Source organism: Oceanicola granulosus HTCC2516 (genome assembly GCF_000153305.1).
GTDB lineage: Bacteria > Pseudomonadota > Alphaproteobacteria > Rhodobacterales > Rhodobacteraceae > Oceanicola > Oceanicola granulosus.
The window spans coordinates 409767-436380 of the sequence record NZ_CH724108.1 but is presented as its reverse complement, the minus strand read 5'-3'; the positions used below and the strand labels follow the sequence as shown (position 1 = coordinate 436380).

Annotated in this window: 13 protein-coding genes and 1 tRNA gene (1 of these 14 running past the window's edge); 5 read left to right on the top strand and 9 right to left on the bottom strand. The window is 71.1% G+C overall.

Features of this window, described 5'->3' with window-relative positions:
* Nucleotides 1-15 precede the first annotated feature (15 nt).
* A complete protein-coding gene (gene fsa / locus OG2516_RS14300; RefSeq protein ID WP_007256419.1) occupies nucleotides 16-669 on the top strand; it encodes a fructose-6-phosphate aldolase in 654 nt (217 codons plus the stop codon).
* A gap of 127 nt (nucleotides 670-796) precedes the next feature.
* On the opposite strand, the gene OG2516_RS14295 is transcribed toward fsa, so the two are convergent.
* Complete coding sequence (locus OG2516_RS14295) at nucleotides 797-1108, bottom strand: ETC complex I subunit (RefSeq protein ID WP_040615884.1); 312 nt, start codon at nucleotides 1106-1108, stop codon at nucleotides 797-799.
* A 161-nt stretch (nucleotides 1109-1269) separates the two neighbouring features.
* On the opposite strand from OG2516_RS14295, the gene uvrB reads away from it, so the two are divergent.
* Entirely contained in the window at nucleotides 1270-3465 is a 2196-nt protein-coding gene (uvrB, locus tag OG2516_RS14290; protein ID WP_007256417.1) for an excinuclease ABC subunit UvrB, read from the top strand.
* A 159-nt stretch (nucleotides 3466-3624) separates the two neighbouring features.
* On the opposite strand, the gene OG2516_RS14285 is transcribed toward uvrB, so the two are convergent.
* From OG2516_RS14285 to OG2516_RS14275, 3 genes are read right to left on the bottom strand one after another with little or no spacing between them, the layout of a single operon-like run.
* Nucleotides 3625-3894: a hypothetical protein gene (locus tag OG2516_RS14285; RefSeq protein WP_007256416.1), complete on the bottom strand. Its 270-nt coding sequence runs from the start codon at nucleotides 3892-3894 to the stop codon at nucleotides 3625-3627.
* A 53-nt stretch (nucleotides 3895-3947) separates the two neighbouring features.
* Entirely contained in the window at nucleotides 3948-4346 is a 399-nt protein-coding gene (locus OG2516_RS19090) for a hypothetical protein (RefSeq protein ID WP_007256415.1), read from the bottom strand.
* Nucleotides 4343-5107, bottom strand: a complete 765-nt coding sequence (locus tag OG2516_RS14275) for a copper homeostasis protein CutC (RefSeq protein ID WP_050769182.1) — start codon at nucleotides 5105-5107, stop codon at nucleotides 4343-4345. The genes OG2516_RS19090 and OG2516_RS14275 overlap by 4 nt, the downstream gene beginning before the upstream one ends.
* Nucleotides 5108-5126: 19 nt before the next feature.
* On the opposite strand from OG2516_RS14275, the gene OG2516_RS14270 reads away from it, so the two are divergent.
* The 3 genes from OG2516_RS14270 (at nucleotide 5127) to OG2516_RS14260 (ending at nucleotide 6420) form a co-directional block, all read left to right on the top strand.
* Entirely contained in the window at nucleotides 5127-5597 is a 471-nt protein-coding gene (locus OG2516_RS14270; protein WP_007256413.1) for a YdcF family protein, read from the top strand.
* Nucleotides 5598-5627: 30 nt separating this feature from the next.
* Complete coding sequence (locus OG2516_RS14265; protein ID WP_007256412.1) at nucleotides 5628-6299, top strand: hypothetical protein; 672 nt, start codon at nucleotides 5628-5630, stop codon at nucleotides 6297-6299.
* 45 nt (nucleotides 6300-6344) lie between these two features.
* A tRNA-Ala gene (locus tag OG2516_RS14260) sits at nucleotides 6345-6420 on the top strand.
* 32 nt (nucleotides 6421-6452) lie between these two features.
* On the opposite strand, the gene OG2516_RS14255 is transcribed toward OG2516_RS14260, so the two are convergent.
* The 5 genes in view from OG2516_RS14255 to OG2516_RS20020 are tightly spaced (at most 18 nt apart) and all read right to left on the bottom strand, a layout consistent with a single transcriptional unit that may run on beyond the window.
* Nucleotides 6453-8432 carry a preprotein translocase subunit SecA gene (locus tag OG2516_RS14255; protein ID WP_007256411.1) on the bottom strand — a complete coding sequence of 660 codons (1980 nt, stop codon included), beginning with the start codon at nucleotides 8430-8432 and terminating at the stop codon, nucleotides 6453-6455.
* Entirely contained in the window at nucleotides 8425-10575 is a 2151-nt protein-coding gene (locus OG2516_RS14250; protein ID WP_007256410.1) for a PqqD family protein, read from the bottom strand. Before OG2516_RS14250 ends, OG2516_RS14255 begins: the two co-directional genes overlap by 8 nt.
* A gap of 7 nt (nucleotides 10576-10582) precedes the next feature.
* On the bottom strand, nucleotides 10583-12451 hold the full coding sequence (locus OG2516_RS14245) for a GAF domain-containing protein (protein ID WP_007256409.1): 1869 nt from the start codon (nucleotides 12449-12451) through the stop codon (nucleotides 10583-10585).
* Between the two features lie 13 nt (nucleotides 12452-12464).
* Entirely contained in the window at nucleotides 12465-12785 is a 321-nt protein-coding gene (locus tag OG2516_RS14240) for a DUF3467 domain-containing protein (protein WP_007256408.1), read from the bottom strand.
* Between the two features lie 18 nt (nucleotides 12786-12803).
* A protein-coding gene (locus tag OG2516_RS20020) for a putative Ig domain-containing protein (RefSeq protein ID WP_007256407.1) crosses the window boundary here: on the bottom strand, nucleotides 12804-26614 show its final stretch. It continues 24799 nt past the right edge of the window; only the last 13811 of its 38610 coding nucleotides appear in the window; its start codon lies beyond the right edge, outside the window; its stop codon occupies nucleotides 12804-12806.

Here is a 26614-nt window from a genome sequence, read left to right as displayed (position 1 = left end):
CAGGAGGGAAGCGCCATGAAATTCTTCGTAGACACCGCCGACATCGACGCCATCAAGGAGCTGCACGCGCTCGGCATGGTCGACGGCGTCACCACCAACCCGTCGCTGATCATGAAGTCGGGCCGCGACATCAAGGAAGTCACCAAGGAGATCTGCGACCTCGTCGACGGCCCCGTCTCGGCCGAGACCGTCGCGCTCGACGCCGAGGGGATGATCCGCGAGGGGCTCGAGCTCAAGAAGATCGCCGACAACATCGCCATCAAGGTGCCGCTGACCTGGGACGGGCTCAAGGCCTGCAAGGCGCTCACCGACGAGGGCCACATGGTCAACGTCACGCTCTGCTTCTCCGCCAACCAGGCGCTGCTCGCCGCCAAGGCCGGCGCGACCTTCATCTCGCCCTTCATCGGCCGGCTCGACGACCTCAACCTCGACGGCATGGAGCTGATCCACGATATCCGCGAGATCTACGACAATTACGGCTTCGAGACCCAGATCCTCGCCGCCTCGATCCGCTCGGCCAACCACATGTCCGAGGCCGCCAAGATCGGCGCCGACGTCGCCACCGCGCCGCCGAAGGTGATCCACGCGATGGCCAACCACGTGCTGACCGACAAGGGCCTCGACGCGTTCCTCGAGGACTGGAAGAAGACCGGCCAGACCATCGTCTGAGGCGTCACCCCGCCGGAGCGCGCGCGATCAGCGGATCGACGCCTCCGGCGGGGATATTATCAGGACAGAGGCTCGGGGGCAGCGCCTCCGGGCCGGATGTCGGGTTCTGCCGGGCGCGGGCGCGCCGTCAGTGGGTCCAGACGGCGCGGCGGTTAGTGGCGAAGTTGTCGCCGTAGCCGCCGGGGCGGATATTGGCGGCACGCTTCTTGGGCTCGCGGACCTCGACCTCGATGCCGTGTTCCTCGGCGTAGGCGAGCGCGGCTTCCTTGGTGTCGAAGGTGAGGCGGACCTGGGCCTGCGTGTCGTCCGACGAGGTCCAGCCCATCAGCGGATCGACCTCGCGGGGCGAGCGCGGCGCGAAATCGAGCAGCCAGCGGCGGGTGCGGGCGGAGCCCGACGACATCGCGGTACGGGCCGGTTGGTAGAGACGTGCGCGCATCAAGGGTTCCCCTCTCGGTTCAGCGCCATATAGGCAAGTTCGGCGCGGGCAGGCAAGCCGGCTGGCGCGCCCTCGGCCGGGCCGCGCCTGACGCCTGCGCGAGCGGCTCTTGAACTCGCGCCGGGGCGGCGCATTGTAGGTGGGTCTCGCGAGGAGCTTCCATGCCGTTTGCCAATTCCGACAAGACCCTGCCGATGCTGCACGCGCCCGCGCGCGAGGCGAAGCGGCCCGAGAAGCTCGAGGGCGGCAAGCGCTTCGTGATGCACACCGACTTCGAGGCCGCGGGCGACCAGCCGACGGCGATCGGGGAACTGACCGACGGGGTGCTGTCGGGCGAGCGCGACCAGGTGCTGCTCGGCGCCACGGGCACGGGCAAGACCTTCACGATGGCCAGGATCATCGAGGAGACGCAGCGCCCGGCGATCATCCTCGCCCCGAACAAGACGCTGGCGGCGCAGCTCTACGGCGAGTTCAAGAGCTTCTTCCCGGATAACGCCGTCGAGTACTTCGTCAGCTTCTACGACTATTACCAGCCCGAGGCCTACGTGCCGCGCTCGGACACGTACATCGAGAAGGAATCGATGATCAACGACCAGATCGACCGGATGCGCCACTCGGCCACCCGGGCGCTCTTGGAGCGTGACGACGTCATCATCGTCGCCTCGGTCTCGTGTATCTACGGCATCGGCTCCGTCGAGACCTACGGCGCGATGACCCAGGACCTCGTCGTCGGGCGCGAATACGACCAGCGGCAGGTGATGGCCGACCTGATCACCCAGCAATACAAGCGCAACGACCAGGCCTTCCAGCGCGGCACCTTCCGCGTGCGCGGCGACACGCTCGAGATCTTCCCGGCCCACCTGGAGGATCGCGCGTGGAAGCTGTCGTTCTTCGGCGAGGAGCTCGAGAGCATCACCGAGTTCGACCCGCTCACCGGCGAGCGGACCGGCACGTTCGACAAGATCCGCGTCTACGCCAACAGCCACTACGTGACGCCGAAGCCGACGCTGCAGCAGGCGGTGATCGAGATCAAGAAGGAGCTGCGCGCGCGGCTCGACCAGCTCGTCGGCGAGGGCAAGCTGCTCGAGGCGCAGCGGCTCGAGCAGCGCACGAACTTCGACATCGAGATGATCGAGGCCACGGGCGTGTGCAACGGCATCGAGAACTATTCGCGCTATCTCACCGGCCGCGCGCCGGGCGAGCCGCCGCCGACGCTGTTCGAGTTCATCCCCGACAACGCCATCGTCTTCGCCGACGAGAGCCATGTCAGCGTGCCGCAGATCGGCGGCATGTACCGCGGCGACTACCGGCGCAAGTTCACGCTGGCCGAGCACGGCTTCCGCCTGCCCTCCTGCATGGACAACCGCCCGCTCAAGTTCGAGGAGTGGGACGCGATGCGCCCGCAATCGGTCTTCGTCTCGGCCACGCCCGCGGACTGGGAGCTGGAGCAGGCGGGCGGCGTCTTCACCGAGCAGGTCATCCGCCCCACCGGCCTGCTCGACCCGCAGGTCGAGATCCGGCCCGTGGAGACGCAGGTCGACGATCTGCTCGACGAGATCCGCCGCGTGACGCAGCAGGGTTTCCGCACGCTCTGCACCGTGCTGACCAAGCGGATGGCCGAGGACCTGACGGAGTACCTGCACGAGCAGGGCATCAAGGTGCGCTACATGCACTCCGACATCGACACGCTCGAGCGGATCGAGATCCTGCGCGACCTGCGGCTCGGGGCGTTCGACGTGCTGATCGGGATCAACCTGCTGCGCGAGGGGCTCGACATCCCCGAATGCGGACTGGTGGCCATCCTCGACGCCGACAAGGAGGGCTTCCTGCGCTCCGAAACCTCGCTGATCCAGACCATCGGGCGCGCCGCGCGCAACGCCGAGGGCCGGGTGATCATGTACGCCGACCGCATCACCGGATCGATGGAGCGCGCGATCGGCGAGACCGAGCGCCGCCGCGAGAAGCAGATCGCCTACAACGAGGCGCACGGCATCACCCCCGCGACGGTCAAGAAGAACGTCGAGGACGTGCTCGCCGGGCTCTACAAGGGCGACACCGACATGGCCCGCGTCACCGCCAAGATCGACACGCCGACCGGCGCGAACCTGCAGGCGGTGCTCGACGGGCTGCGGGCCGACATGCGCAAGGCGGCGGAGAACCTCGAATTCGAGGAGGCCGCGCGGCTGCGCGACGAGGTCAAGCGACTGGAGACCGTGGACCTCGTCGTCTCCGACGACCCGATGGCGCGCCAGCAGGCCGTGGACAAGGCCGTCGACACAGCGCGCAAGGCCGACGGCCGCTCGACCGCCGGCCGCGCCGGGCAGCGCGGCGGCAACGTGCAGAGGCGGCGGCGGTAGCGCTGCCGCTCGCGCGCCGAACGATCAGCGAGGAGCACCGCCAGCGGCGGCGGTGGTCGCTCGTCAACTGAGCGTGGTCGACTGGAGCACCGCCTCCGCCTGCCGCCGCCCGCTCCGGCCGGCAGGAACGCGTTACCGAGCCCGAGGCCGCGCGCCTCGCTACTTCCGTATCGCCCGCACGATGGCCAGCACCACCACCGCGCCGATCAGTCCCGCGAGCAGGATCAGCAGGATCCCTCCCGCCGCAAGCGCTGTCACGCCCAGCGCCGCGATCACCACCGGCGTCAGCAGCGCCGCGACGATGCCGACGACGATGTAGAGCCCCTTGCTCCGCCCCGCGACCGCTCCCGCGATATAGCCCGCCACCGCGCCGATCACCGCGAGCAGCACCAGCGCGAAGATCCCGAGCCCCTGCAGTACCTCTTCCATAGCACCGATTCCTTTCTGTTCCGTTAACGCGCAGCTAGCGCGGCAACGGACGATCAGTAGGTGCAGTCGATGACGTCCATCGAGATCGGGGTCTCCCGCACGCACTCGATGAGCGCGTCATACTGCTCGATCAGCGCCTCCGACGCCTCCGCGAGCGCCTCGTACTCCGCCGTCAGCGCCTCGTGGCGCTCCTGCAGTTCGCTGTGCGCCTCGGCGAGCGTCGACAGGTTCGCCTGGCACTCGGTGACGTTGGACGTGCAGGTGAAACCTTCAAAATCGCACTGGTACCGGTCGAAGCAGGCGGCATTCTTGTCGACGCACCGGCCGAAGGTGCTGCAGACGGTTTCGCCCTCCGACAGGCAGGCCGACTGCATCCCCACGTCGCACGAAAAACCCTGCGCCGCCGCCTCGCCGCCCGCCAGCATCAGCGCGCCGACCACCCATGCCTTCATCCCGCTCCCTCCGTATTTCGAGATTTCCTAGCCGCCTCGAGCGCCGCGACCAAGGCGCGAACGCGGCATTCCTCCGTCACCCGCCGCCCGCCGGCCGGGTCGAAATCGGCGAAGGTGCGCGCGCCGGAGGCGGGGGCGGCGCAGGAGGCGTGGACCGCATCTACCCCCGTCGCGAGGACCACCGCGAGCGTCTCCGGCGTCACGCCGCCACCGGCCATGATCCCGATCCGCCCGCGCGCCCGGGCCACCAGCGCTCTCAGCTCCGCCGCCCCCTGTGCCGCACTGTTTGCGCCGCCGGAGGTGAGCACCCTGTCGAAGCCGAGCCCGAGGGCCGCGTCGAGTGCGGCGAGCGGGTCAGGCACCACGTCGATCACCCGGTGCAGCGTCGTGCCCAGCAGGCCCGCCGCCGCCTTGAGCCGCGCGAGCCGGGCGGTGTCGAGGGCCCCGTCCGCCCGCTGCACCCCCAGCACCACGCCCGAGACCCCCGCTGCACGGGCCGCGGCGAGGTCGGCGAGCATCACCTCCATCTCTTCCGCGCCATAGTCGAACAGGCCGGCGCGCGGCCGGATCATCGCGTAGACCTCCACCTGCGCCCCCGCCGCCCGGACGGCCTGCGCCATCAGCCCCGCCGAAGGGGTCAGCCCGCCCTCCGACAGCGCCGCGCACAGCTCGATCCGCGCCGCGCCGCCGCGGCGCGCCGCCCCGACGCCGGCGAGGGTGTCGACGCAGACCTCCAGCGGCACCATATCTGCCTCACCCACCCTCGCCCGCCGGAGCCCCATGACCGCCATCCTCATCCTCGGCGCCGCCGTCTGGCCCCACGGCCCGTCGCCCACGCTGCGCCGGCGCACGCTGCACGCCGCCGGCCTCTACCACGCCGGCCGCGGCAGGCTGCTCATCCCCTGTGGCGGCCAGGGGCGGCATGGGCCGCCCGAGGCCGAAGTCATGCGCGCGCTGCTGCTCGGAGCCGGCGTCCCCGATGCGGCGATCCTACAAGAGCGGCGCTCCACGTCCACCTGGGAGAACCTCCTCTTCGCCCGCCCCCTGCTCGCGGCACAGGGAGAGACCCGGGTGCTGATCGTGACCGACCGCTACCACGTGCCGCGCGCGCGCCTCGCCGCCCGGCGGATGGGGCTGACCGCAGCCGGCGCGCCGCCGCCGCTGCGGGGCAGCCACGTGCCGACCCAGCTGCGCCAGGCCCTGCGCGAAGTGCCGGCGCTCGTCTGGTATGCCATGCGCCCATTAAGATGAGCTTAACTCGGCGCAGGTAATTTGCGCCTCATGCAGCGATTCGTCCTCATCCTGGTCCTCGCGCTCGCCGCTTCGCCCCCCGCCCTCGCCGGCGCCTGGATGCGCGAGCAAGGCGCGGTGTTCCTCTCCTTCGGCGCCAACGTCGCGCTGACCGAGGCGGCCGTGCGCCCGGTGCACTGGGATCCGACAGTCTTTCTCGAATACGGCCTGCACGAGCGGCTGACCGTGGGGCTCGATCTCTACATCGCGAACGGCGACCAGGAGGAGACGGGCACCGTCTTCGCCCGCACGCCTCTCTTCGGAGCCGGCGCGGGCTGGCCCGTCGCCGCGAGCCTCGCCTACGGCTTTCGCAACGACCGCCTGCGCAGCGAGGTCGAGCAGATCGGCCGCGCCGGCCTCTCCTTCGGCCGCGGCCTCGCCAGCGGCTGGCTCGCGGCGGACGCGGCGCAGATCTTCGTGCTGGGCGAGGATCGCCGCGAGTCCAAGCTCGATCTCACCTGGGGCCACAACTGGACCGACCGCCTTACCACCGTCGCCCAACTGCAGACGGGAATCGGCACTGCCGGCGACTACTACGCGAAGGCGGCGCCGGCGGTCCTGCTGCAGGTGAACGAGCGGGTCCGGCTCGAGGTCGGCATCGTCCAGGCGCTGACGGGCGACGAGGGAACGGGCCTGCGCATCGCCACATGGTGGGAGTTCTGAGGCCGCTTGACACGAGCTGGCACACGCGCCACATAGACCGCCATCGGGGCCGTAGCTCAGTTGGGAGAGCGCGTCGTTCGCAATGACGAGGTCAGGGGTTCGATTCCCCTCGGCTCCACCAAATCCCAAAGCACGCGCGCCGGCGCCTACCCGTCACTCCCGCTGGCCGGCGAAGGCCATCGAGCTTTCGAGCTGCTTGTCGAGCCGCACCTGTTCGCGACGTGTGATGGCGTGTTCGCGCTCCGCGCGGGACTGGGCGGTGCGGCGCATGAGAGTGTCGAGCAGCGGCATCCGGGCGGCGCGGGCGAGCCGCAGCAGGCGGGGCGTGTAGCGGGTGAAGAGTTCGTCTTCGCGGCTGACGATCGCTTCGGTGGTGCCGGGATCGCCCTGCCGGCCGGCGCGGCCGTAGAGCTGGCGGTCGATGCGGCTGCTCTCGTGGTACTCGGTGAGGATCACGTGCAGCCCGCCAAGCTCGCGCACCCCCTCGCCGAGGGCGATGTCGGTGCCGCGCCCGGCGACGTTGGTCGCCACCGTGACCGCGCCGCGCTGTCCGGCGGCGGCGACGATATCGGCCTCCGCCTCGTCGGAGCGCGCGTTGAGCACGCGGTGCGCCAGCCCGGCCTCGTCCAGCACCCGCGAGAGATGTTCCGACGCCTCGACCGAGCGGGTGCCGATCAGCACCGGCCGCCCCTGCGCCGCGAGCTGGCCCACCCGCGCGGCGACGGCGCGCCAGCGGCCCGCCGCGGTCTGGAAGAAGCGGCTGCCGACGTGCCGGCGGCGCAGCGGGCGGTGGCGCGGGATGCGGACGGTGACGAGACCGTAGGTCTCGCGGAACTCGCCGGCGAGCTCCATGCCGGTGCCGGTCATGCCGGCGAGGCGGACGTAGCGGCGGAAAAAGCGCTGGTAGGTGATCGAGGCCAGCGTCACCTTGCGGCCGGTCACCTCGACGCCCTCCTTGGCCTCGATCATCTGGTGCAGACCGCCCTGCCAGGTGCGGTCGGGCATGACCCGGCCGGAATATTCGTCGACGATCTGCACCCCGCCGTCGTCGACGATGTAGTCACGGCCGAGCTCGAACAGGTGCAGCGCCGAGAGCGCCTGCACCACCAGTTCCTCGCGCGCGAGCCGCACCCGCCATTGCCCGTCGAGCCCCGCCGCCTCGGCGGCGAGCCGCTCCTTGCCCGCCTCGGTGAGAGTGACGGAGCGGCGCATCTCGTCGAGCTCGAAGTCCGCCCCGGCGCGGAGCGCGCGGGCGAGGCGCAGGCCAGTGTTGTAGAGCCGCGCGGCGTCGGCCTCGTCGCCCGAGGACGACAGGATCAGCGGCGTGCGCGCCTCGTCGATGAAGACGCTGTCGGCCTCGTCGACGATGGCGAATCCGAGCCCGCGCAAGGTCAGCCCCGCCCCCGCGCGCCCGCCGATCAGCGACGCGAGCCGGGCGCGGGCCGGGCCGCGCGCCTGCCCCAGCGCGACGCGGTCGCGCAGGTAGTCGAAGGTCACGTTGGCGTTGCTGACATAGGTCAGGTCGCAGGCGTAGGCGGCGGCGCGGGCGGCGGGGTCCATCTCCGTCTCGACGATGCCGACGCTGAGGCCGAGGCGCTCGGCGAGCGGCGCGATCTCGGCGCCGTCGCGCCCGGCGAGGTAGTCGTTGACCGTCACCACGTGGACCGGCTCGCCGCGCAGCGCGGCGGCGAGGGCGGCGGGCATGCCGGTGATCGTCTTGCCCTCCCCCGTCGCCATCTCGACGAGCCGCCCCTCGAGCAGCGCCATCGCACCCATCAGCTGGACCGGGTAGGGCCGCTTGCCGAGGGTGCGGAACAGCAGCTCCGCCAGCACCGCGAGCAGGTGGGCGAGCGGATCGCGGCCCGGCGTGTGGCGCAGGGTCTGGCGGGCGAGCGTGTGGGCGAGCGCGACGAGCTGGTGGCTGCGCAGGGCGGCGTAGCGGGGCTCGAGCGCGGCGATGCGGGCGGCGCGGCGTGCGAGGCGACGGCGGTGCAGCGGCCAGCGCGCCTCGGCCCAGCCGAGCCAGCGCTCGGCGATCCGGTCGACGGCGTTGTCGATCGGATCGGCCCGCTCGGCGTAGGGCGAGACGGCGCGCCGGGGCGCGCCGAAGCCGAGGCGGCCGCCGTCAGGCATTGAACCGCTCGAGGAACAGCTGGCGCACCCGCCGCCATGCCTGAAACGCCGCCGGCTCGAGGCCGTGGTCGAAGCGCACCAGCACCCGCATCCCGTAGGGCTGGACCGGCGCGTCGGGCGGCATGGCGAGGTCGTAGACGAAGACCGGGTCGAGGCTCGCCGTGCCCTCCTCGTCGCCGGGCGCGGTAAGGAACCGGCCGCCGCCCCGGCTGCCGAGCACCGGGCTCGGCAGGCTCGCCTGCGCCTGCGGCACGGCGCGGATCAGAAGGACGCGGTGGCGCTGCTCGAGCGCGCCGGCGAAGCGGACCTCGACGCCCTCCAGCCGCTCGCGCACCAGCGCCGCGTCGGCCTGGGCCACGGCGATGCGCAGCACCTCCGGGCGCGGCGGCAGGACATAGCCGACGAGATCGCCCTCGTTGAAGAAGCGCCCCGTCAGGTCGTCGGGCGGCACGACCGGCTCGAAGCGGCCCGCGAGCGGGGCGGTCAGGAGCATGTCGCCCTGCCGTGCCATCTCGCGCGCCAGTTCGCCCGTCGCCTCGGCGAGCTCCAGCCGGGCCGCCTCGGCGCGGGGGCGGTCGCTGACGCTGAGCACGGCGAGGCGGCGGCGGTATTCCTCCTCGCGCCAGCGCAGCCCCTCGATGCGCGCCGCGAGCGTCGGCGCGGCGAGTTCGACGAGCGCCTCGCCCTCGGCCACCGCCGCGCCGCGCCCGGCGGCGACGCGGGCGACGAAGCCGGGCGCGCCGGCGCGCAGGTGCGCCGCCTCGGGCAGCCAGACGACGCCCTCGGTGTCGGTGCGCAGCGGCAGCGGGATCAGCAGCAGCGCCGCCGCGAGGGTGGCGATGCTGCCGAAGGTCCAGCGCTTGGCGCGGCCGCGCACTTTGCGCAGGCCCGGCGAGATCAGCACGTGGCGGATGTGCTTGAACAGCGGCTTGATCACCGCGTTGAACACGCTCCAGAGCGCCAGCACGACGCCGGCGAAATAGTACTTCCCGGCGACGAACAGCGCGATGCCGACCATCACCGACAGCCGGTAGACGAGCGCCGCCGGTGCGTAGACGAGAAACCAGCGCCGCTCTCCGGGCGTGGCGACGGGCTCCTTCAGCTGTTTCGCGCCGAACAGGCGGCGCTGGATCAGCCAGCCCCAGTAGAGGTTGGCGCGGGTGCCGAAATTGGGGCTCTCGATCAGGTCGGCCAGGACATAGTAGCCGTCGAACTTCAACAACGGGTTACCGTTCACGAACAGCGTCGACAGCCCGCCGATCATCACGATGTTGAACGCCACCGCCCGCAGGAAGCCCGCCTCCGCCTCGGCCCACAGGATCAGCGCGAGCGCGGCGGCGAAGGTCTCGACGAAGATGCCCCCCGCGCTCACCGCCGCGCGGTGCCACTTGTTGCGCAGGGCGGCCGCGGCGGAGGCGTCGACGTAGGGCACGGGGAAGAAGACGAGGAACATGATCCCCATCTCCCGCACTTCCTGCCCGCGCATCTTCGTCAGATACCCATGCGCCAGCTCGTGGAGCGCCTTGAGCAGCGGGTAGCTGATCAGCGTGATCGCGATGTTCCGCGCGCCGAGCAGCCGGTCGGTCAGGTTCTCCGTCAGCGCGCCGTAATTCTGCGCCGCGACCAGCCCGCCCCAGCAGACCACCACCAGCCACAGCGCCAGCCCCCACCAGCCGAGCAGCGGGCGCACGACGGGCAGCGTGCGCGACAGGAAGCGGTCGGGATCCCAGAGCGGCACGCGGATCGAGACCGGGTTCATTAGGTTCTGCTTGACGAGCTCCGTCGACTTCTTGCGGTAGCGCTCGAGCAGGTCGGCGACATCGGGGGTACCGGCGTAGCGGATCAGGTCGTTCTGGTGCAGCGTGGCGAGGAGCTGGATGACGTCGTCCTGGCTCGGCGCGTCGGCGTCGTAGGTCTCGGCGAGGCTCGTCCAGATCTCGCCGATGCTGGTGCGTCCGTCGAAGCGGCCGATGACCATGTAGGCCGCCGGGGTGAAGCGGTGGACGCGCCCGCCGGCATGGTCGTGGAGCACGTACCAGGGCTCGCCGCGGTAGCGGTGGCGGTGGACGGTGACGTGCACCTTGAGCCGCGGCGTCAGCCCCTCGACGCGGTACCAGAGCTGGGAGAGGAAGCGCTCCGCCATCGGCCCCTCACGGCTGCCAGGTCCAGAGGGTCGCGCGGGCCCAGTCGCGCAGCCGCCGGGTCCACGACCAGACGTAGAGCGCGCGGCCCGCCTCGATCTTGGCACTGCCCTCCATCCCCGGCCGCAGGTCGGGGCCGGGCGCGGCGAGGCGGGCCTCGGCGACGAACACGTTGCCCTCGTCGCGCGCCTCCGACACCGGGGTGATGCGGCCGATCTCGAAGCCGAGCCCGTCGGTGGGGCGGCTCTTGAGGATCAGCGTGCCGCCCATCCCCGCCTCCACCCAGCGCAGGTCGCGCTCGTCGACGAACAGCTCCACGCGGTAGCTGTCGAGCGGCGCGACCTCGAACAGCACCTCGCCCTGCTGCACCGGCGCACCGAGCTGCTGGCTGAGGTCGCCCGAGACGACGACCCCGGCGATCGGCGCGCGGATCTCGGTCTTGGCGAGCTGCGCCTCGGTGAGCGCGAGCTGGGCGCGGGCCTGGGCGATCTGGGCCTCGAGGTAGCTCACCTCGTCGCGCGACCGTTCGGCCAGCGCGGTGCGCTGCTGGGCGAGAAAGCGGTCGATCTCCGACTGCCAGCGCAGCTGTTCGAGCCGCAGGTCGCGGTCGTCGAGCCGGGCCAGCAGCGCGCCCGCCTCGACCACGTCGCCCGCCCGCAACGGCGCCTCGGCGACGAAGCCCTGGAACGGCGCGACCGCGGCGCGCTGCACCTCGCCGCGCAGCACCGCGTCGGCGGCGACGCGGAACGGGCCGCGCACCGTCGCCGCCGCGAGGGCGAGCGCGATCAGCGCCAGCGCCAGCAGCTTCCAGCTCAGCCGGCGCGGCCCGAGCAGGATGCCGAGCACGTGGCCCGCCTTGTCGACGAGCCGGCCGCCGATCCAGCGCCGGTTGCGCCGCTTCAGCTCGAGCACCGGCCCCATCAGCGCCGCGACGCTCTCGGCGATTCGCACCTCCCGCAGGTCGAACGCCCGGTCGTCGCGCCGCTCGACGGTCAGCACGCCGACGGTGCGGCCGTCGTCCTGCAACGGCAGCGACAGGATGTGGGCGGTGCGGGTGGCGCGGACGTGGTCGGCGTGGGCTATGGCGACGGAGCGCGGCAGCCCCTCGACCGGCGGGTGGGCGACGGCGACGCCCTGGTCGTAGACCTCGTCCATCGCGTTCTCGAGGCTCTCGGTGAGGGCGGAGCGGCGCTTGAACCACGCCGCGTAGGACATCGTCAGCAGCCGGACGCGCGGCGAGCGGCGGCCGCGCACGAGGCCGATGGCGGCCTGGTCGGCCTCGAGCACCCCCTGCACCTCGTTGACCAGCGCCATCGCCGCCGCCTCGGGACGGGGATGCTCGTGGACCAGCGCCAGCAGGTCGAGCGCGATGGCCGCCCGCTCGACCTTGCCCGCCTCCTCGCCCGCCGCGCCCTGCCAGTAGCGCGCGGTGAGCCAACCGGCGGCCCAGTGGATCTCGCGCACGGCCCGCTGGAGCGCCGCCGGGGCGGTGGCGCGCAGCTCCATCACCACGAGCCCCGCCATCGGCCCGTCGCGGGTGCGGGCGGGGACGGCGACGTAGCCGAGCTCGCCCTCCACCAGCGTCGCGGCGCGCCCGGAGGTGGCGCATTGCTCGGCAGCGGGGCGCAGCGCGGCGAGATCGCGGGTCGGGTCGGGGCCGGCGGCGACGGGCGTGAGCGCGCCGCTGTCGCGATCGGGCTCGAGCACCACGACGAAGGCCGCGTCGTCCACCCGCTGCATCAGCAGCGTCACCCAGGCCTGCAGCAGCGCCCGCTCGCCGCGCGCCCCCACGAACGCCGCCCAGGCCGCGCCCGACAGGGCCGCCGTCGCGGCGGGCGCCTCCGCCGATGCGCCGGGGATGCTGCGCGACAGGGTCATGGGCGGGGCCGCCCTAGCCCTCGAGCTTGCCGTAGCGGGTCTCGTGCTCGTCGATCAGCCGGTTGATCATGTCGCGCAGCCGCTTGGCGGCGAAGGGCGACATGACGATCCGGTGGTGCAGGTCGACCTCGAGCTTCTTGCCGCCCATGTCCCAGTTCTCGTTGACGCCGAAGTTGATCACCACTTCCTCGCGGGTGGAGGAGCCGTTGCAGACGTTGCAGTAGGTGCTCTTGAGCTGGTCGGTGTTGAACTTGACCTGTCCGGGCGAGACCGTCCCCTGCGGTGTGCGCGGCGCGCGGGGTTCCTCGGTCTGGTCGGTCTTGCTGTCGGTCATGGGGCAATGTCCTGTCTGTCATCGATGCGTGGCCGGCAGCGAAATGGTCAGGGCGCCGGCGTCCCGTATCTCAAGGTCGGCCAACTGCACCGGGTCTGTCGAGGGCCAATCCTCGTCGCCCCCGCCCAGCGCGAGTTCGACCCCGTCGACCGTCACCCCGAGCACCGAGAGCGCGCCGGTGCGCCGCTGGGTGCCCTGCCGCAGGAAGCCGATCGCGGCGAGCGCGAGCAGGCCTTCCACCGCGTCGGGCAGCGGGCCGATCTCGACGAGGCTCTCGCCGCCGCCGAGATCGGTCAGCGCCGCCTCGCTGCCGGCGGCGAGCGCCTGCACCCCGGCGGGGCCGAAGCCCGGCGTGTGGCTGAGCAGGTGCAGCACCACCCGCCCCGCCCCGGCGAGCCCGTCGGCGCGGATCACCAGCCGCTCGTCGGGAAGCGCGGCGGGGTCGACATGGGGCGGCAGCAGCGCCTCGGCGGTGAGGCCGTCGACGCGCAAATCGATGCTGGTCCGGGCGCTCTGGCCGCCGGTATCCTCGAGGCAGAGCGCCCCGAGCCGCGCCGGATCGACGCCCGACGTCAGCGGCTCGTCGCCCGCGTCCGGGGCCTCGCCGTTGATCGACACGGTGCGCATCTCGAAGCCGGAGAAGTCGGTGACGGCCGCCTGCCCGAAGCTGCGCGCGAGCACGCGGACCAGTTCGAGGTCGCCCTCGGGAATGTCGCCGCTCAGCACGATGCGCAGGGTGCGGACCCCGTCGATGATCCGCATCCCCGTCCTGATGCGCACCCCCTCGGGCAGGTCTGCGCCCGCCTCTGCGGAATAGATCGACACCGTTTCGCTCGGCAGCGAGACCTCGAAGACGATCTCGCTGATCCCGCCGAGCGAGGAGAAGCGGACCGGCAGGCTGTAGCGGCAGAAGCGGAAGTCGTCGTCCTCGAACGGCGTGATGACGACGCCCGGCACGCCGCGCCCGGCCTCGAGCAGGATCGCGCCGCCGCCCCCGCCGGTCAGGCTCGCCAGCCGCGGCGCCTGCGCCCCGCCGCTCGAGGTGCGCAGGCCGGCCGCCGTCGCGCCCCCGCCGCGGCTCGAGCCGCCGCCGGTGCCGAGCTCGACCGGCGCCCCCGGGCCACCCGCGCCGCTGTCGCCGTCGTTGGCGGTCACGCTGTCGCCGTCCTCCGCCGCCTCGCCGAAGTCGCTCTGGGAGGCGACGCTGAACAGCATCGTGTACTCGTCGGTCAGGCCGTCGGAATCGGTCACCATGTAGCTGACGAGGTGGTCGCCCGGGTGGCCGGTGCTGTCGCCCACGAGCTGCGGCGTGCCGTCGTCGAGGAAGGTCATGCTGATCCAGTCGGGCGCGTCGAGGATCGACCAGCTCAGTTCATCGGCCGGCGTGTCGGCGTCGGCCGCCGCGAGGGTCAGCGCGACGGGCGCGCCGTCCTCCAACTCCATCGGCGCCACCTCCTGCAGCACGGGCGCGGCGAGCACCTGCACCGAGAAGCCCTGCCGGCTGGAATGCCCCGCCTCGTCGGTGGCCGAGACGACGACGGCGAAGGTGCCGATGTTCCCGGCGCTGTCGCCGCTGATCGCCCCGGTGCGGCTGTCGATCCCGATCCAGCCGGGCGCGCTCTCGAGGCGGTAGGTGAGGGTCGGGCTGTCGGCGTCGCGCGCTGAAGCCTGCGCGCCGAGCGCGACGCCCGAGACGATGCGCACGTCGGAGATCGGCGCGAGCACCGGCGCGGCCTGCACGATGACGGAGACGGTCCGGGTGGTGCGGTGACCCTCGGGATCGGACGCGAGCAGCGTGACGCTGTGGCGGCCGACGTCGCCGTTGCTGTCGCCGGTGAGGCGGCGACCGGCGGCGTCGAGCGTGATCCAGCGCGGCGCCGAGACGATGCGCAGATCGAGCGCATCGGCCGGCGTGTCGGCGTCGGCGAGGCTGAGCGGCACGTCGAGCACCGCGCCCTCCAGCAGTACCTGCGGCGCCACCGCCCCGATCACCGGCGCGGCCTGCACCGTCACGGCGAGGCTGGCCTCGTCGCTGAGCCCGTCGCCGTCGCTCACCCGCACCCGGACCACGTGGCTGCCTACCCGCCCGGCGCTGTCGCCGCTCACGCGCCCGTCGGGCGCGACCCGGATCCAGCCGGGGCCGGAGACCTTCGCGAAGGTGAGGCCGGTGGCCGGCGTATCGTCGTCCGTGGCGGTGAAGGTGGCGGCGAGGGCGGCGCCCTCGAGCAGCGTCACCGGCGCGGGGGCGGTGATGACCGGCGCGGCGCGCACGGTGATGGTGACCCGCGTGGTGTCCTTGTTGCCGTCGAGGTCCACGACCTCCAGGTCGACGGGATGGACGCCCACCTGCCCCGCGCTGTCGCCCTCGAGGCGGCCGGTGGCCGGGTCGTAGCTGATCCAGCCGGGGCCGGAGACGATGGTGATGGTCAGGTCGTCCGTCGCCGTGTCCTCGTCCGACACCGGCACCGCGAGATCGAGCGGCGCGCCCTCGGCGAGGGCGGTATCGGCGATGGCGCCGAAGGCCGGCTCGGCGCGCACGGTGACGGTGAAGCTGGCGCGGTCGGTGTGGCCGTCGGCGTCGGTGACCTCGGCCTCGACGGTGAAGCTGCCGACCTGCCCGCTGCTGTCGCCGCTCACGGTGCCGTCGGCGGCGACGCTCACCCAGGCGGGGCCGGAGACCTTGGCGAAGGTCAGGCTGGTCGCGGGGCCGTCGGCGTCGGTGGCGGTGAAGGCGGCGGCGAGGGTGGCGCCCTCGACGAGCTCCACGGCGGCGGGGGCGGTGATCACGGGCACGGCCTGGACCTCGACCGTCACCTGCCGCTCGTGGCTGTTGCCCTCGGGATCGCTGACCCGCAGCGTCACGTCGTGGCTGCCGACCTGACCGGTGCTGTCGCCGGTGAGGCGGCCGCTGGCCGCGTCGTAGCTGATCCACGAGGGGCCGGAGACGATCTCGACCGTGAGGTCGGCGCCATCGGTGTCGGCGTCGCTGACGGGGACGCCGGTGGCGAGCGGGGTGCCCTCGCGCAGGATCACCGGGTCGATGGCGGCGATGACCGGGGCGGCGAGGACGGTGAGGCGGAAGGTGGTCGTGTCGGTGTTGCCGTCCGGGTCCCTGACGCGGACGACGGTGTCGAAGATGCCGAGCCGGCCGGTGGTGTCGGCGGTGAGGGTGCCGTCGGGGGCGACGGTGATCCAGTTCTCGCCGCTGACCTTGGAGAAGGTGAGGTCGGCGAGCTCGTGGTCCGCGTCGGCGGCGGTGAGCTGCAGGCTGACCGGCGCGCCGGTCAGCACCGTCTCGGGCGCGGGCGCGGCGAAGACCGGGGCGGCGATAACGGTGATCTCCACCGTCGTCAGCCCCACGTTGCCGTCCGTGTCCTCGGCGCGCAGCTCGATCACGTGCCGTCCCGGCTGCGCGGTCCCGGCGAGGCGGCCGGTGGCGTCGTCGTAGAAGACCCACGACGAGCTGGTGACCTGCGTCACGGTGACGTCCGCCGGGTCTGTGTCTGCGTCGGAGACGACGACCGGCACGTCGAGCGCCTCGCCGGCGCTCATGTTGATCGGCGCGATGGCGTCGAAGACCGGCACCGCGAGGATGGTGATCGAGATCGTCGCGCGGTCGGAGAGGCCGGTGGGATCGGTGACGGCGACGGTGAGGCTGTGGGTCCCGACATGGCCGTTGGTGCTGGCGGTGACGCGGCCGGTGGCGGGATCGACGTCGATCCAGTCCGGGCCGTCGAACCGGGAGAAGGCGAGGTCGGCGGCGGGGGTGTCGGCGTCGGTGACGGTGGGCTGCAGGGCCAGCGGCGTGCGCTCGACGAGGATGACGTCGGTCAGCCCCGCCAGCACCGGCGCGGCGGCGACGGTGAGGGTGAAGCGGCCGGTGTCGGAGCCGCCGGGGCCGGTGGCGCTGTAGAAGATCGTGTGCGTGCCGCCCTGCCCGGTGCTGTCGCCGGTGATCTCGCCGGTGGCGGGGTCGATCGACACCCATCCGGGGGTGCCGGGGCGCAGGCTGAAGGTCGCCTGCGCCGGCCCGTCGTCGAGCGTGGCCGAGAGCGTCACCGAGAGCGCGTCGCCCTCGCTGATGGCCTGCGGCCCCGGGTCGGCGATGCGGAAGGCGCCGTTGACGTCGACGAGAAAGCTGACGCGCGCGGTGCCGCCGGACTGGTCGTCGACCTCGATCGTCACCGGCGCCTCGCCGGAGAAGCCGGTGGTGTCCCAGCTCAGGGCGCCGGTGGTCTGGTGGACCGTCAGCCCCGTCGGCCCCTCGACGACCGAGAAGCGCAGGTCGCTCGCGGCGGTGTCCTCGTCGGTGGCGCGCAGGTTGAGCGTGAGCACCTGCCCGGAGGTGACGACCTGGTCGGCGACGTCGTCGAGCACTGGCGGGTCGTTCACCGCCGCGATGTCGAGCGTCACCGCGGCCTCGCCGCTGACCGCCTGGCCGTCGGAGATCGTGTAGACGAAGCTCACCGACCCCGACACGCCCGGCGCGGGGGTGTAGCGCCAGGTGCCGTCGGCCAGCGCTTCGAGGGTGCCGCTGGCGGGGTCGGAGATGGTGGCGACGAACAGGCCGTCGCCGTCTGAGTCGGTGTCGTTGCCGAGCAGGTCGAGGATCAGCGGCGTGTCCTCGAACAGGTTGAAGTGGTCGTCGACGGCCACCGGCGGGGCGTTGTCGGCAAGGCCGAGCAGGCGGACGTTATCGACGGTGACGGAGCTGTCGACGTCGCCCATGCCGATCAGGTCGTAGGACAGGTAGAGCGCGTCGGGCCGCGTGCTCAGGGCGGTGAAGTCGATGGTCACGAGCAGCGTGCCGTCGGCCTGCACCTCGACGGTGACGCCCTCGGCGGCGAAGCGGCTGCCGTCGGCCTGCAGGTTGAGCACCGCGTCCGAGCCCGGCAGCCCGACCGGCCCGCCGAGCACCTGCGCGCCGGTGCGCGCGTCGAACAGCGCCACCTCGAAGGCGTCGGGCACCTGCCCCTCGAGCGCCTTCAGATCGATGGCGGAGAGGGTGAATTGCAGCCCCGTCGCCTCGGCGGGCAGGCCGAAGATCTGGCTCAGGCCGCTCATCGTGCTGGTCGTCTCGGCGATGACCGCCGCGCCGAGGCCGTTGTCGACCGCGCCGGTCGTCTCCCAGCGCCCGCCGGCGTCGCCGAAGGGGATGTCGAAGCGGCCGTTGCCGAAGTCGGGCGCGTCGCCGGTGAGCAGCGCGAAGGGCGCGGAGGGGCCGCTCGAGAAGGCGGTGAAGCCCGGCTCGGTGCCGCTCCTCGCGCCCAGCCCGAAGGGCGCGGGCGCATCCTCGGGCGCGGCGCTCCAGTCGCCGACGTCGGGGCGCGACGGCAGGCGGCGTTCGCCGGGCTCGAGCAGCGTCGTCATCAGGTAGTCGCCCGAGGTCGAGACCGGGTGATCGACCAGCCCCACCGCGTTGCCCATCTCGTGCAGCAGCACCGTCAGCAGGTCGTACCGCCCCGCCGCCGCGCCGCCCGTCGCGGCGAACAGGTGCGGCTCGCCGGTGGCGGTGAACTCCGCCTGGTCGCGGGGCGTGGCGTCGACGAACCAGCCGAGCCCGGCGGCGTCGGCATCGACCGTGATGACGCCGTTCTCGTGCGTCGCGAGGACACCCTCGCCGAGATCGCCCACCTGGATGGTGATGCGCTCGAACTCCGGATCGGCCAGCAGCCCGCTGTCGGCCCAGATCCCCGCCGCCGTCTCGCCCATCGCCCGCGCCTCGGCGAGGCTGATCGCCTCCGCGCCCGCGCCGGTCTCGGCGGCGGTCTGGTTGGAGGGACCAACGAGCTTGATGTTGTCGAGGAACATGAACGAGCTGAGCGCGCCGAAGATGTCGTCGCCGAGCTCGGCGAGCACGTAGCCGGTCCGCTCGAGCAGGCCGATGGCGGGATCGTTGGCGAGATCGGAGAAGGGCTCCGGGTCGACCTGCTCGATGGTGAGGCTGACAACCTGTCCCTTGAAGGTCGGCGGCACGGTGAACCGCAGCTTCTGCTTCGAGAAGGCCTGCCGGCCGATCATCACGAGCTCGCTCTTGGCTGCGCCGCCGTCGAGCGGGGTGAAGGTGACCTGGAGGGCGTTGCTGTCGGCGAACGACAGCGGGATGATCGCCTCGACCTCCAGGTGGCTCATGTTCGGCGGGATGAAGAGGCGGTTGTGGGTCAGCCTGTCGAGCTGGGCGAACTCGTCGAACGCATCCTGGAACAGGTCCTCGAGCGAGCGGGGCGAGCCGTCCTCGTCCTGTCCGAAGTAGGAGCTCTCGAAGTCGGGGAACATCAGGCCGATCAGGTTCTTGATAAACGTGCCGCCGCCCATGAACATCGCGTAGTCTTTGCCGCCGATGGCATCGTTGACCGGCGTGCCGGTGACGGCCTTGTCGATGAGGTGCGCGAGCCCCTTGGTCAGCGTGTCGAACATCCAGTCCGCCACATCGTTGAGCGCCTTGTTCCGCTCGGGACTGCCTTTCTTGGTCTCCTCGCCGATCTTCTTGAGGTTGGGCGGCTCCTTCACCGGGTCGAGGAACTTCGCCTCGACGATCGTCTTGACCATGAAATCCCAGAGCGTGTTGTAGATCGACAGAGAGTTCAGGCTCTTGATGATGTAGTTGGCGACCGTGTCGAGCTCCGCCACCTCCATCTTCTTGTTGCCATCCTTGTCGACGACGACCTTCTTGCCGTCGATCGTCTTCTCGCTCAGGCCGTTGAGATCCATGAAGGCCTGGCGCTCCTCGGCGACGAATTCCGGGTTCTCCTGCTGGGCCAGCCGGACGCGGCGCTCCTTGACGAAGGCCTCGATGGCCTTGTCGGCGAGGTTCTTCAGCATCGGCCGAAGGACGAGCTTCAGGACGTCGACGATCTCCTTGACGATGTTCTTGTTGAAGACGAACCAGCCGGTGATGTCGATCGGGCCCTCGAAGATCGGCAGGATGTTGTCGAACAGGCGCAGCGTGTAGGAGGTGCCCTCGTCGTCACCGGGCACGCCCGCGGCGCTGCCGGTGCCGCCGTGCATGGACCAGCCGGGCAGGTCGTAGTGCAGCGGGAAGCGGCCGAGCTCGGGCGACAGGTTGGGGATGGAGAGGTTCTTGAGCAGCGCCTTGATGCCGTATTCCGGCTTGCCGTCCTTGCCCTCGTACTGGCCGTCCTGGACCATCTTCCCGGTGTCGGCGACGTTGTAGAGGACGCTGAGCAGCCACTTGAGGTATTCGAGGCCCGACATCTTGGTGCCGTGCTCGAAGTCGCCGTTGAAGACCGTCGGATAGGGCGCGGTAACCTTCGGCGTCTCGTTCTTCTCGGGCTTGCGGTAGCCGACGGCGGTGTTGTCGAAGCTGACGGGCGTGCGCGCCGGGCTGAGCGGCTTGGGGCGGATATCGGCACCGCCGCCGGTGGCGGAGAAGTAGTAGCCCGACCCGACCGCCTCGGTGATCGTGTAGCCGTCGCTGCCGCGCCACTTGATGCGATCCTCGTTGGGGCGCTTGAAGTAGCCCTTGAAGTAGTCCGCCCGCACCGCGCCGGCGCTGAGGATGTCGGAGCTGGTGCCGTACCAGGGCTGCTCGGTATACAATTCGGCGAAGATGCGGGTGATGTAGTGGTAGGACTTCACCCCGCTCGAGGCGCCGACGACGGTGCGGGCGTCGCCCTCGCTGCGCCAGACGATCTCGCCGTTGAGGTCGAGGCTGTTGAGGTCGGCGGTGCCGAGGTACCAGGTCACGACCCGGTCGTGCGGCGAGGCCAGGAGGTCGGAATCCACGAAGCCGGGGATCTTGGCGCCGGTGAAGTCGAGCTCGATGTTGGGCTGGCCGATCACCTTCGGGACCGGCTCGGCGCTGTCCTTCATGTCGATCAGCGAGCGGCCGTTTTGGGTGAACTCCTGGCTGTACTTGGCGATGATCTTGCTGACGCGGTTGGAAATCGCATCACCGGCGGCATCCAGCAGCCCCGTGGACTTCTTGATGTCCTTGGCGTCGGCGACGCTGTTCTGGAAGTAGTTGTCGGCGAAGTCGACGTTGTCCCAGACGAACACGTTGGGGTCCTTGAAGTCGCCCCAAGCGATCGGCGTCAGGTTCAGCCCGAGGAACTTCACCAGGTCGCCCATCTTGCCGATCGCCTTCTCGGCCTTGTCGAGCGGCTGCACCACCGCGAGCGCGGGCGGGTAGAAGAGGCCCGTCACCGTCGCCGTGTTCTTGGCGAGCTGGATGTAGGCGGTAATGATGTCCACGACCGGGAAATCGAGCGAGCTCTGCCCGAAATCGTGCGGGTCGAGGGTGGTCATCTGGATGTCCATGTCGGCCGTGAAGTTCAGGCCGAGGCGCTGGATGATCTCCGAGTTGACGACCGCGCCGCGGCCGTGGCCGATGAAGTGCAGCGGGCTCTTGAACAGGTCGTTGCCGCTGCTGCGGTTGAGGTGGACGAGTGCGGCGAAGAGCGTATCCGCCGCCGCCTCGGCGAAACCGGTATCGGTGATGTCGCTCTCGCGGGCCCAGTCGCTGACGATGGTGACGGCGCTGCCGGGGTCGAGCGACGTGATGTCGAACGCGCTCGTGCTGATCCGCTTGCCGCGCGACAACTGCGGATCGTAGTCGTGGAACAGGCCGGTCTGGCGGTTGTAGACGAGGATGACGCCCTTGTCCTTCGCTGCCGCGATGGTCTCGGCGTAGGCGAGCCAGTCCGACAGCGCCTCCTCGTCGAGCGCGGTGTTTCCGTAGTCGGGCATCGGGTTGATGAGCATCCCGTGCGTCAGCACCGTCACCGAGCTGAACGGCGTCGTCGTCGGCGCGGCTAGGGTCTGGAACGAGGTCGAGCCCTTCGCGCTGAAGCCCGACATCGCGGTGGTCTCGACACCCCAGAAGAACGTCTGCCCGCCGGTGAGCAGGCCGGCGATCTTGGGATCGATGCGCAGCCGCAGAAGGTCTTGCGGCTTGTCCTCGGGGTCTTCGGGCGTGATCGCCGCGCCCCGCTTGATCGTGCCGTCCGACTGGAGCAGGTACTCGTAGCCCGAGATCAGCTTCACCTTCTCCGAAGCCTTGCGGGTATCGACGATCCGGTGCGGGTTGGCGTCGGGCGCCTGGTATTCCTCGCCCTTGATGGCCGCGCCTGCCTTCTCCACCAGCGTCGCCAGCGAGCCGATCAGGTCGGCGCGGGGGCGCTTGGGATCGGTCGGGAACAGCCCCTGCCCCGGCAGCAGTCCGGAAACGTAGAAGTCGCCGCGCCACCGCTTCAGGCCCGACTTCTCGGTGTCGAGCCATGCCTCGAGCACCAGCTCCTCGGGTTCGTCGCCGTGCACCTGGATTGGGCCGGTCGGGCTGCGCAGCTCCAGCCCCGTGACAACCTGCACCGCGAGGCCGAGCGAGTGGCGGCGCACGTCGATCGGGTCGCCGTAGAGCTCGAGGCTGTTGTCGATCTCACGGGACTTGAGGCGGTCGATCGGCGTGGTGCGGTTGTCGGGGCGGTTGAACGACTTCACCGCCCAGTTGTTGACGTCGAAGTTGACGATGACGCCGGCGCCCCGGTAGCCGGCATAGAGCCTGTCGCCGGACGGAGACATCTCGAGCTCGCGGATGAACTGCATCGGCACCGGGCTCGAGACGCTCTCGAGCCGCGCCCGCTCGAAATGGTTGCCCGAGATCTCGGACTCGCGCCAGGTCTCGAGGCTGAACTCGAACGGATTGCGGATCAGGCCGACCTTGGAGCCGAGCGCATGGCGCAGCTCGATCTCGTAGGCGAGCTCGGCGGGCATCGTGAGGTAGCGCGACAGGTGGTAGTCGGCGACGAAGGCGTAGCCGCCGTCGGGCGTCACCGCCACAGCGCTGGGGTGGTTGATGTCGAGGTCGTAGTACTGCGACGAGATCTTCTCGTAGTAGGACAGGTCCACCACCGCCCCCGTGGGCCAGGGCAGCACCCAGGGCACGTAGCGCACGCCGATGCCGCCCTCGTTGAGCTGGAGCGCCCTGCGCCCGTCGCCGGGGCTGCGCATCGGCTCGGCCTCGGCCTCGAAGTCGTCCGGGGTCGACCCGCTGGCCACGATCCTGTAGAAGCCCTGCCGGCGCTCGCCGCGCGCGACGGAAACGAGGCGGTTGGCGTCGTCGGTTGCGGCGATGTCGTAGGGATCGACGCCGGCCTTGAACTGGTAGAAGTCCTGGTAGTACGCGTGCTTGCCGCCAGCCTGGCCGCCCTCGGGCCGGTGCTCCTGGTTGACGTTGATGACGTGGATCTTGCCCTCGATCCCAGGCCCGCGCGCGAAGCCGTCGCGGCCGAACATGCCGCCATAGGGGACTGCCACGTACAGCAGCGTGCCGTCGGCGTTCAGCTCGATGTCGTTGATCTGCCCGCCCATCCGCTCGCGCGCCTCTTCGGGGATATCGAGCGTCACCGCGGGCATCTGCTTGAGGTAGGTCGACGAGCCGGGGCGCAGGTCGATGGTGAAGATCTTGCCCAGCCCGGCCACGTAGAGGAAGCGCCCCTTCGGATCGAGCTTGATGTGCTGGATACGTCCAGCATCGGGGATCTTGATGAGCTGTTTGCCGTCGGTGGCGGCATCGGTGTCGAACTGCTCGAGCCGCAGCATGTCGATGATCGCGATGCCGTACTGCGTCGCCACGAAGGCGGCGGAGAGGTCCTGCGCCATCTCGGCGTCGATGACCCAGCCCCGCAGCGGCGTGTTGCCGTCCATCAGCGGGATCGAGCGGGTGATGTTCTGCTCGCCCGAGGTGACGCCGGCGGGCAGGATGTTGAACAGCTCGACGATCGGGTTGTAGTCGTCGTCCTGCCCGCCGATCACCCCGTAACCGGCGGTGTTGGCGACGGTGAAGGACTGCGAGCGCAGATGCTGCGGGCTCAGCCATTCGCCGGCGGAGGTGTAGCTGTTGGTGGCGTAGGGGCGGTCGACGAAGATCAGCGCCTTGCTGACCAGGATGTCCTCGGGCAGCTCGATGGTGAATTCGGCGGTGGTGCCCTGCTTGGCCGTGGCGAGGAAGTCCGTGCCGTAGATCACCCGCTCGTAATTGCCCATCTGGAAGACCACGCGCAGGTGTTCCACCTCCGAGCCGAAGCCCTCCGGGTTGAGCGCGTTGTCGACCCGGATCAGCAGGCTCGGCACCTCGCCGGTCGAGCCCGCGGCGGCGGCGGCCTTGGTGACGAGCGGCTGGGTGCTCGGCGTGTCCGGGGTCGGGTCGGTGATCCGGCTGGTGATGTCGATGGGCTTGCCGACGTCCTCGCGCTTGATGGCGATGGTGTCCTTGGAATACTTCCCGGCCCACTCGGCGTAGACGTCGATCTCGTTGAGGCGGATATCGGAGAGGTAGAGGTAGGCGCTGTAGCCGATCGCGGCGGCGGCGATGCCGGCGCCGACGGCAACGCCGACCGGCGACGGGAACGCCGTGGCGACGGCGACGCCGAAACCGACCCCGGCGACCGCGATGAGCCCCGACTTGATCGCCCGGTCGAGGCGGATGCCGGTCAGGTCGAGCTTCTGGTTCGCCCGCGCCACGATGATGCTGCCGCGCTCGCTGAGCCCCGGGAACGGCGGCGACGCGGTGCGCGCCATGCCGTCGGCCCCGACGACGCCGCTGTCGACCAGCGTCCAGAGCAGGCCGATCTCGCCCTGCGTCACCTCGCTGTGGTCCATGAGCGCGAAGAACACCACCTCGTCGCCCGCCTCGGCGCCCGCCACCGGCGCGGCGAGCTGGATCGGCCCGTCGATGGGGCTGGAGACGTCGAGCTGCACCCCGGCGAGGAAGTCGAACTGCTCGGGCACCGGCTCGGCGAGGTCGGCCTCGTCGAGCTGCGTGACGCTGACCGTCGCCCCGTCGGGGAGCTGGCCCGGGCCGAAGGCGGCGGTGATGCCATCACTGTTGCGGATCGCGCCGCCCTCGCTGCCGATGCTGCCGCTGTCGCCCTCGATCGGCGCGGCGACCCGCACGTCGAGCGTCTCCTCGCCGTAGCCGTAGATCGCGGTGACGGTGGTGCGCCCCTCGCCCACCGCGCGGATCAGCCCGTCGTCGGTGACGGTGACGACGCTCTCGTCGGCCGCGACGTAGATCGTGCCGTTCGACGCGGCCTGCAGGTGGAACGGCTCGGTGCGGTCCTCCCCCACGGTGACGACGATCTGCCGCTCGCCGCCCTCGGCCAGCAGCGTCACCTCGTCGGGATAGGCGTCGATGCCGTAGATCAGCGACGAGACCTTCTGGCCCTCGTAGACCAGCCCCACCCCCAGCACCGTCGCCGCCGCGATGCCGTCGCGGCGCACCACCAGCGCGGTCGTGCCATCGGACTTAGCCGTCAGGATGCCGCTGCGCGACAGGCTCGCGACGTCGCCGTCGAGCACCTCGGCGTTGACGTAGTCGAGCGGCAGCACCACGTCGGCCTGGTCCGCGAACTGGCCGATCACGTGGACCCGCGCCACCTCGCCGCCCTCGGTGAAGTAGAGATCGCGGCTGGCGAAATCGAGCGACAGCAGCGGCGCGTCGGAGACCTCCACCTCGAGGGTGATCGGCGCGGTCGACGTGAAGCCGTCGTCGGCGATCAGCGTGATCTCGGCGATGCCGGCGAAGTCGTCGGCCGGCGTCAGCCGCAGCCGTTCGCCGTCGGCGGTGAAGCTCGCGGTGACGTTCTCGCTCGAGACGACGCGGAAGAAGACGCGGTCGCCCTCGGCGTCGGAGACGATATCGTCGAGCGCCACGTAGACCGGCAGCTCCTCGTGGGTGAACACCTCCGGCAGGCTCGTCGCCACCACCGGCGCGGCGTTGCGGGTGATGCCGAAGTTGACGTTGAGCACGCCCCGGTCGTCGCTGTCGACGAGGCCGTCGCCGGTGATGTCGCCGCCCGCCGCAGCGGCGGTGAGGGCGGCGCTGTCGGTGCCGTCGACATCGCCGTCGAGGTCGAGATCGCCCGCGACGGAGACGGTGAAGTCGGTGCCTGCGCCGGCCGCCGCGTCGGTCTCGATCTCGATCAGCTTCAGCCCCGGCACCCTCACCGAAAAGAGCGCCACCGCGCCCGCGTCGGTCCGCTCGAGCGACAGCAGCTCGGCGCCGGAGAGGGCGATGCGCGCGTCGCGCTCGGCGGTGGCGATGCGCAGGATCAGCCGCCCGCCCGCCGCGCCGGCGATCTCGCTGGCGCGCACGACGGTGGTGTAGCCCGCCAAGCCCGCCGGGCTGGCGACGGTGCGGCCGGTGACCTGCGCGAGCCCGCCGAGATCTTCCGCAACCGGCATCACCGGCAGGTTGCCGCCGCTGTAGTCGATGGCCCGCCCGCCGCCGCCGATGTCGCTCGCCAGCGTCAGCAGGGTGCCATCGTAGCCGTAGCGCTGGCCGCTGCCGTCCTCGAGGGCGCGCATCGAGGTGAGCCGGCCGAGCGGGTCGTAGCTGTAGACGAAGGCGCGCCCGTCGGGGGTTGTGGCGCGGGTAACGTGGCCCGCCGCGTCGCGCAGGAAGGCGAGGGTGTCGCCGTTGGTCGCGGTGACGCCGCTGTCGCCGACGAACAGCCGCTGGCCGCCCGCGCGGATCTCCGTCACGCGGCCCGCGGACGACAGGATGAAGTCGCGCCCGTCCGGCCCCGACAGCACGAACGGCTGCGCGCCGCCGATCAGCGGGTCACGCACGTTGTAGGGCAGCGCGCCGTCGACGGTGAAGTACTTGCCCCCGGCCCGGCGCAGGAAGGTCTCGGCGGAGCGCAGGCTCCAGTCGCCCTGCCCCGCGTCGGGCACCCAGCGCGGCACGAAGAAGGTCAGCTCGCCCACGCTCTCGCGCACCGGCGTGAAGGTGAAGCCGAGCCGGCTGCCGTCGGGCGCGGTCAGGTAGAGCCGCGCGCCCTGCTCCAGCGCCGCGTAGCTGCCCAGCC

Coding starts and splice junctions, on each gene's coding strand:
- OG2516_RS14240 (WP_007256408.1), bottom strand. CDS start 12,785: ATGACCGACAGCAAGACCGACCAGACCGAGGAACCCCGCGCGCCGCGC.
- OG2516_RS14250 (WP_007256410.1), bottom strand. CDS start 10,575: ATGGCGGAGCGCTTCCTCTCCCAGCTCTGGTACCGCGTCGAGGGGCTG.
- OG2516_RS14285 (WP_007256416.1), bottom strand. CDS start 3,894: ATGGAAGAGGTACTGCAGGGGCTCGGGATCTTCGCGCTGGTGCTGCTC.
- OG2516_RS14270 (WP_007256413.1), top strand. CDS start 5,127: ATGACCGCCATCCTCATCCTCGGCGCCGCCGTCTGGCCCCACGGCCCG.
- OG2516_RS14245 (WP_007256409.1), bottom strand. CDS start 12,451: ATGACCCTGTCGCGCAGCATCCCCGGCGCATCGGCGGAGGCGCCCGCC.
- OG2516_RS19090 (WP_007256415.1), bottom strand. CDS start 4,346: ATGAAGGCATGGGTGGTCGGCGCGCTGATGCTGGCGGGCGGCGAGGCG.
- OG2516_RS14255 (WP_007256411.1), bottom strand. CDS start 8,432: ATGCCTGACGGCGGCCGCCTCGGCTTCGGCGCGCCCCGGCGCGCCGTC.
- fsa (WP_007256419.1), top strand. CDS start 16: ATGAAATTCTTCGTAGACACCGCCGACATCGACGCCATCAAGGAGCTG.
- OG2516_RS14295 (WP_040615884.1), bottom strand. CDS start 1,108: ATGCGCGCACGTCTCTACCAACCGGCCCGTACCGCGATGTCGTCGGGC.
- uvrB (WP_007256417.1), top strand. CDS start 1,270: ATGCCGTTTGCCAATTCCGACAAGACCCTGCCGATGCTGCACGCGCCC.
- OG2516_RS14265 (WP_007256412.1), top strand. CDS start 5,628: ATGCAGCGATTCGTCCTCATCCTGGTCCTCGCGCTCGCCGCTTCGCCC.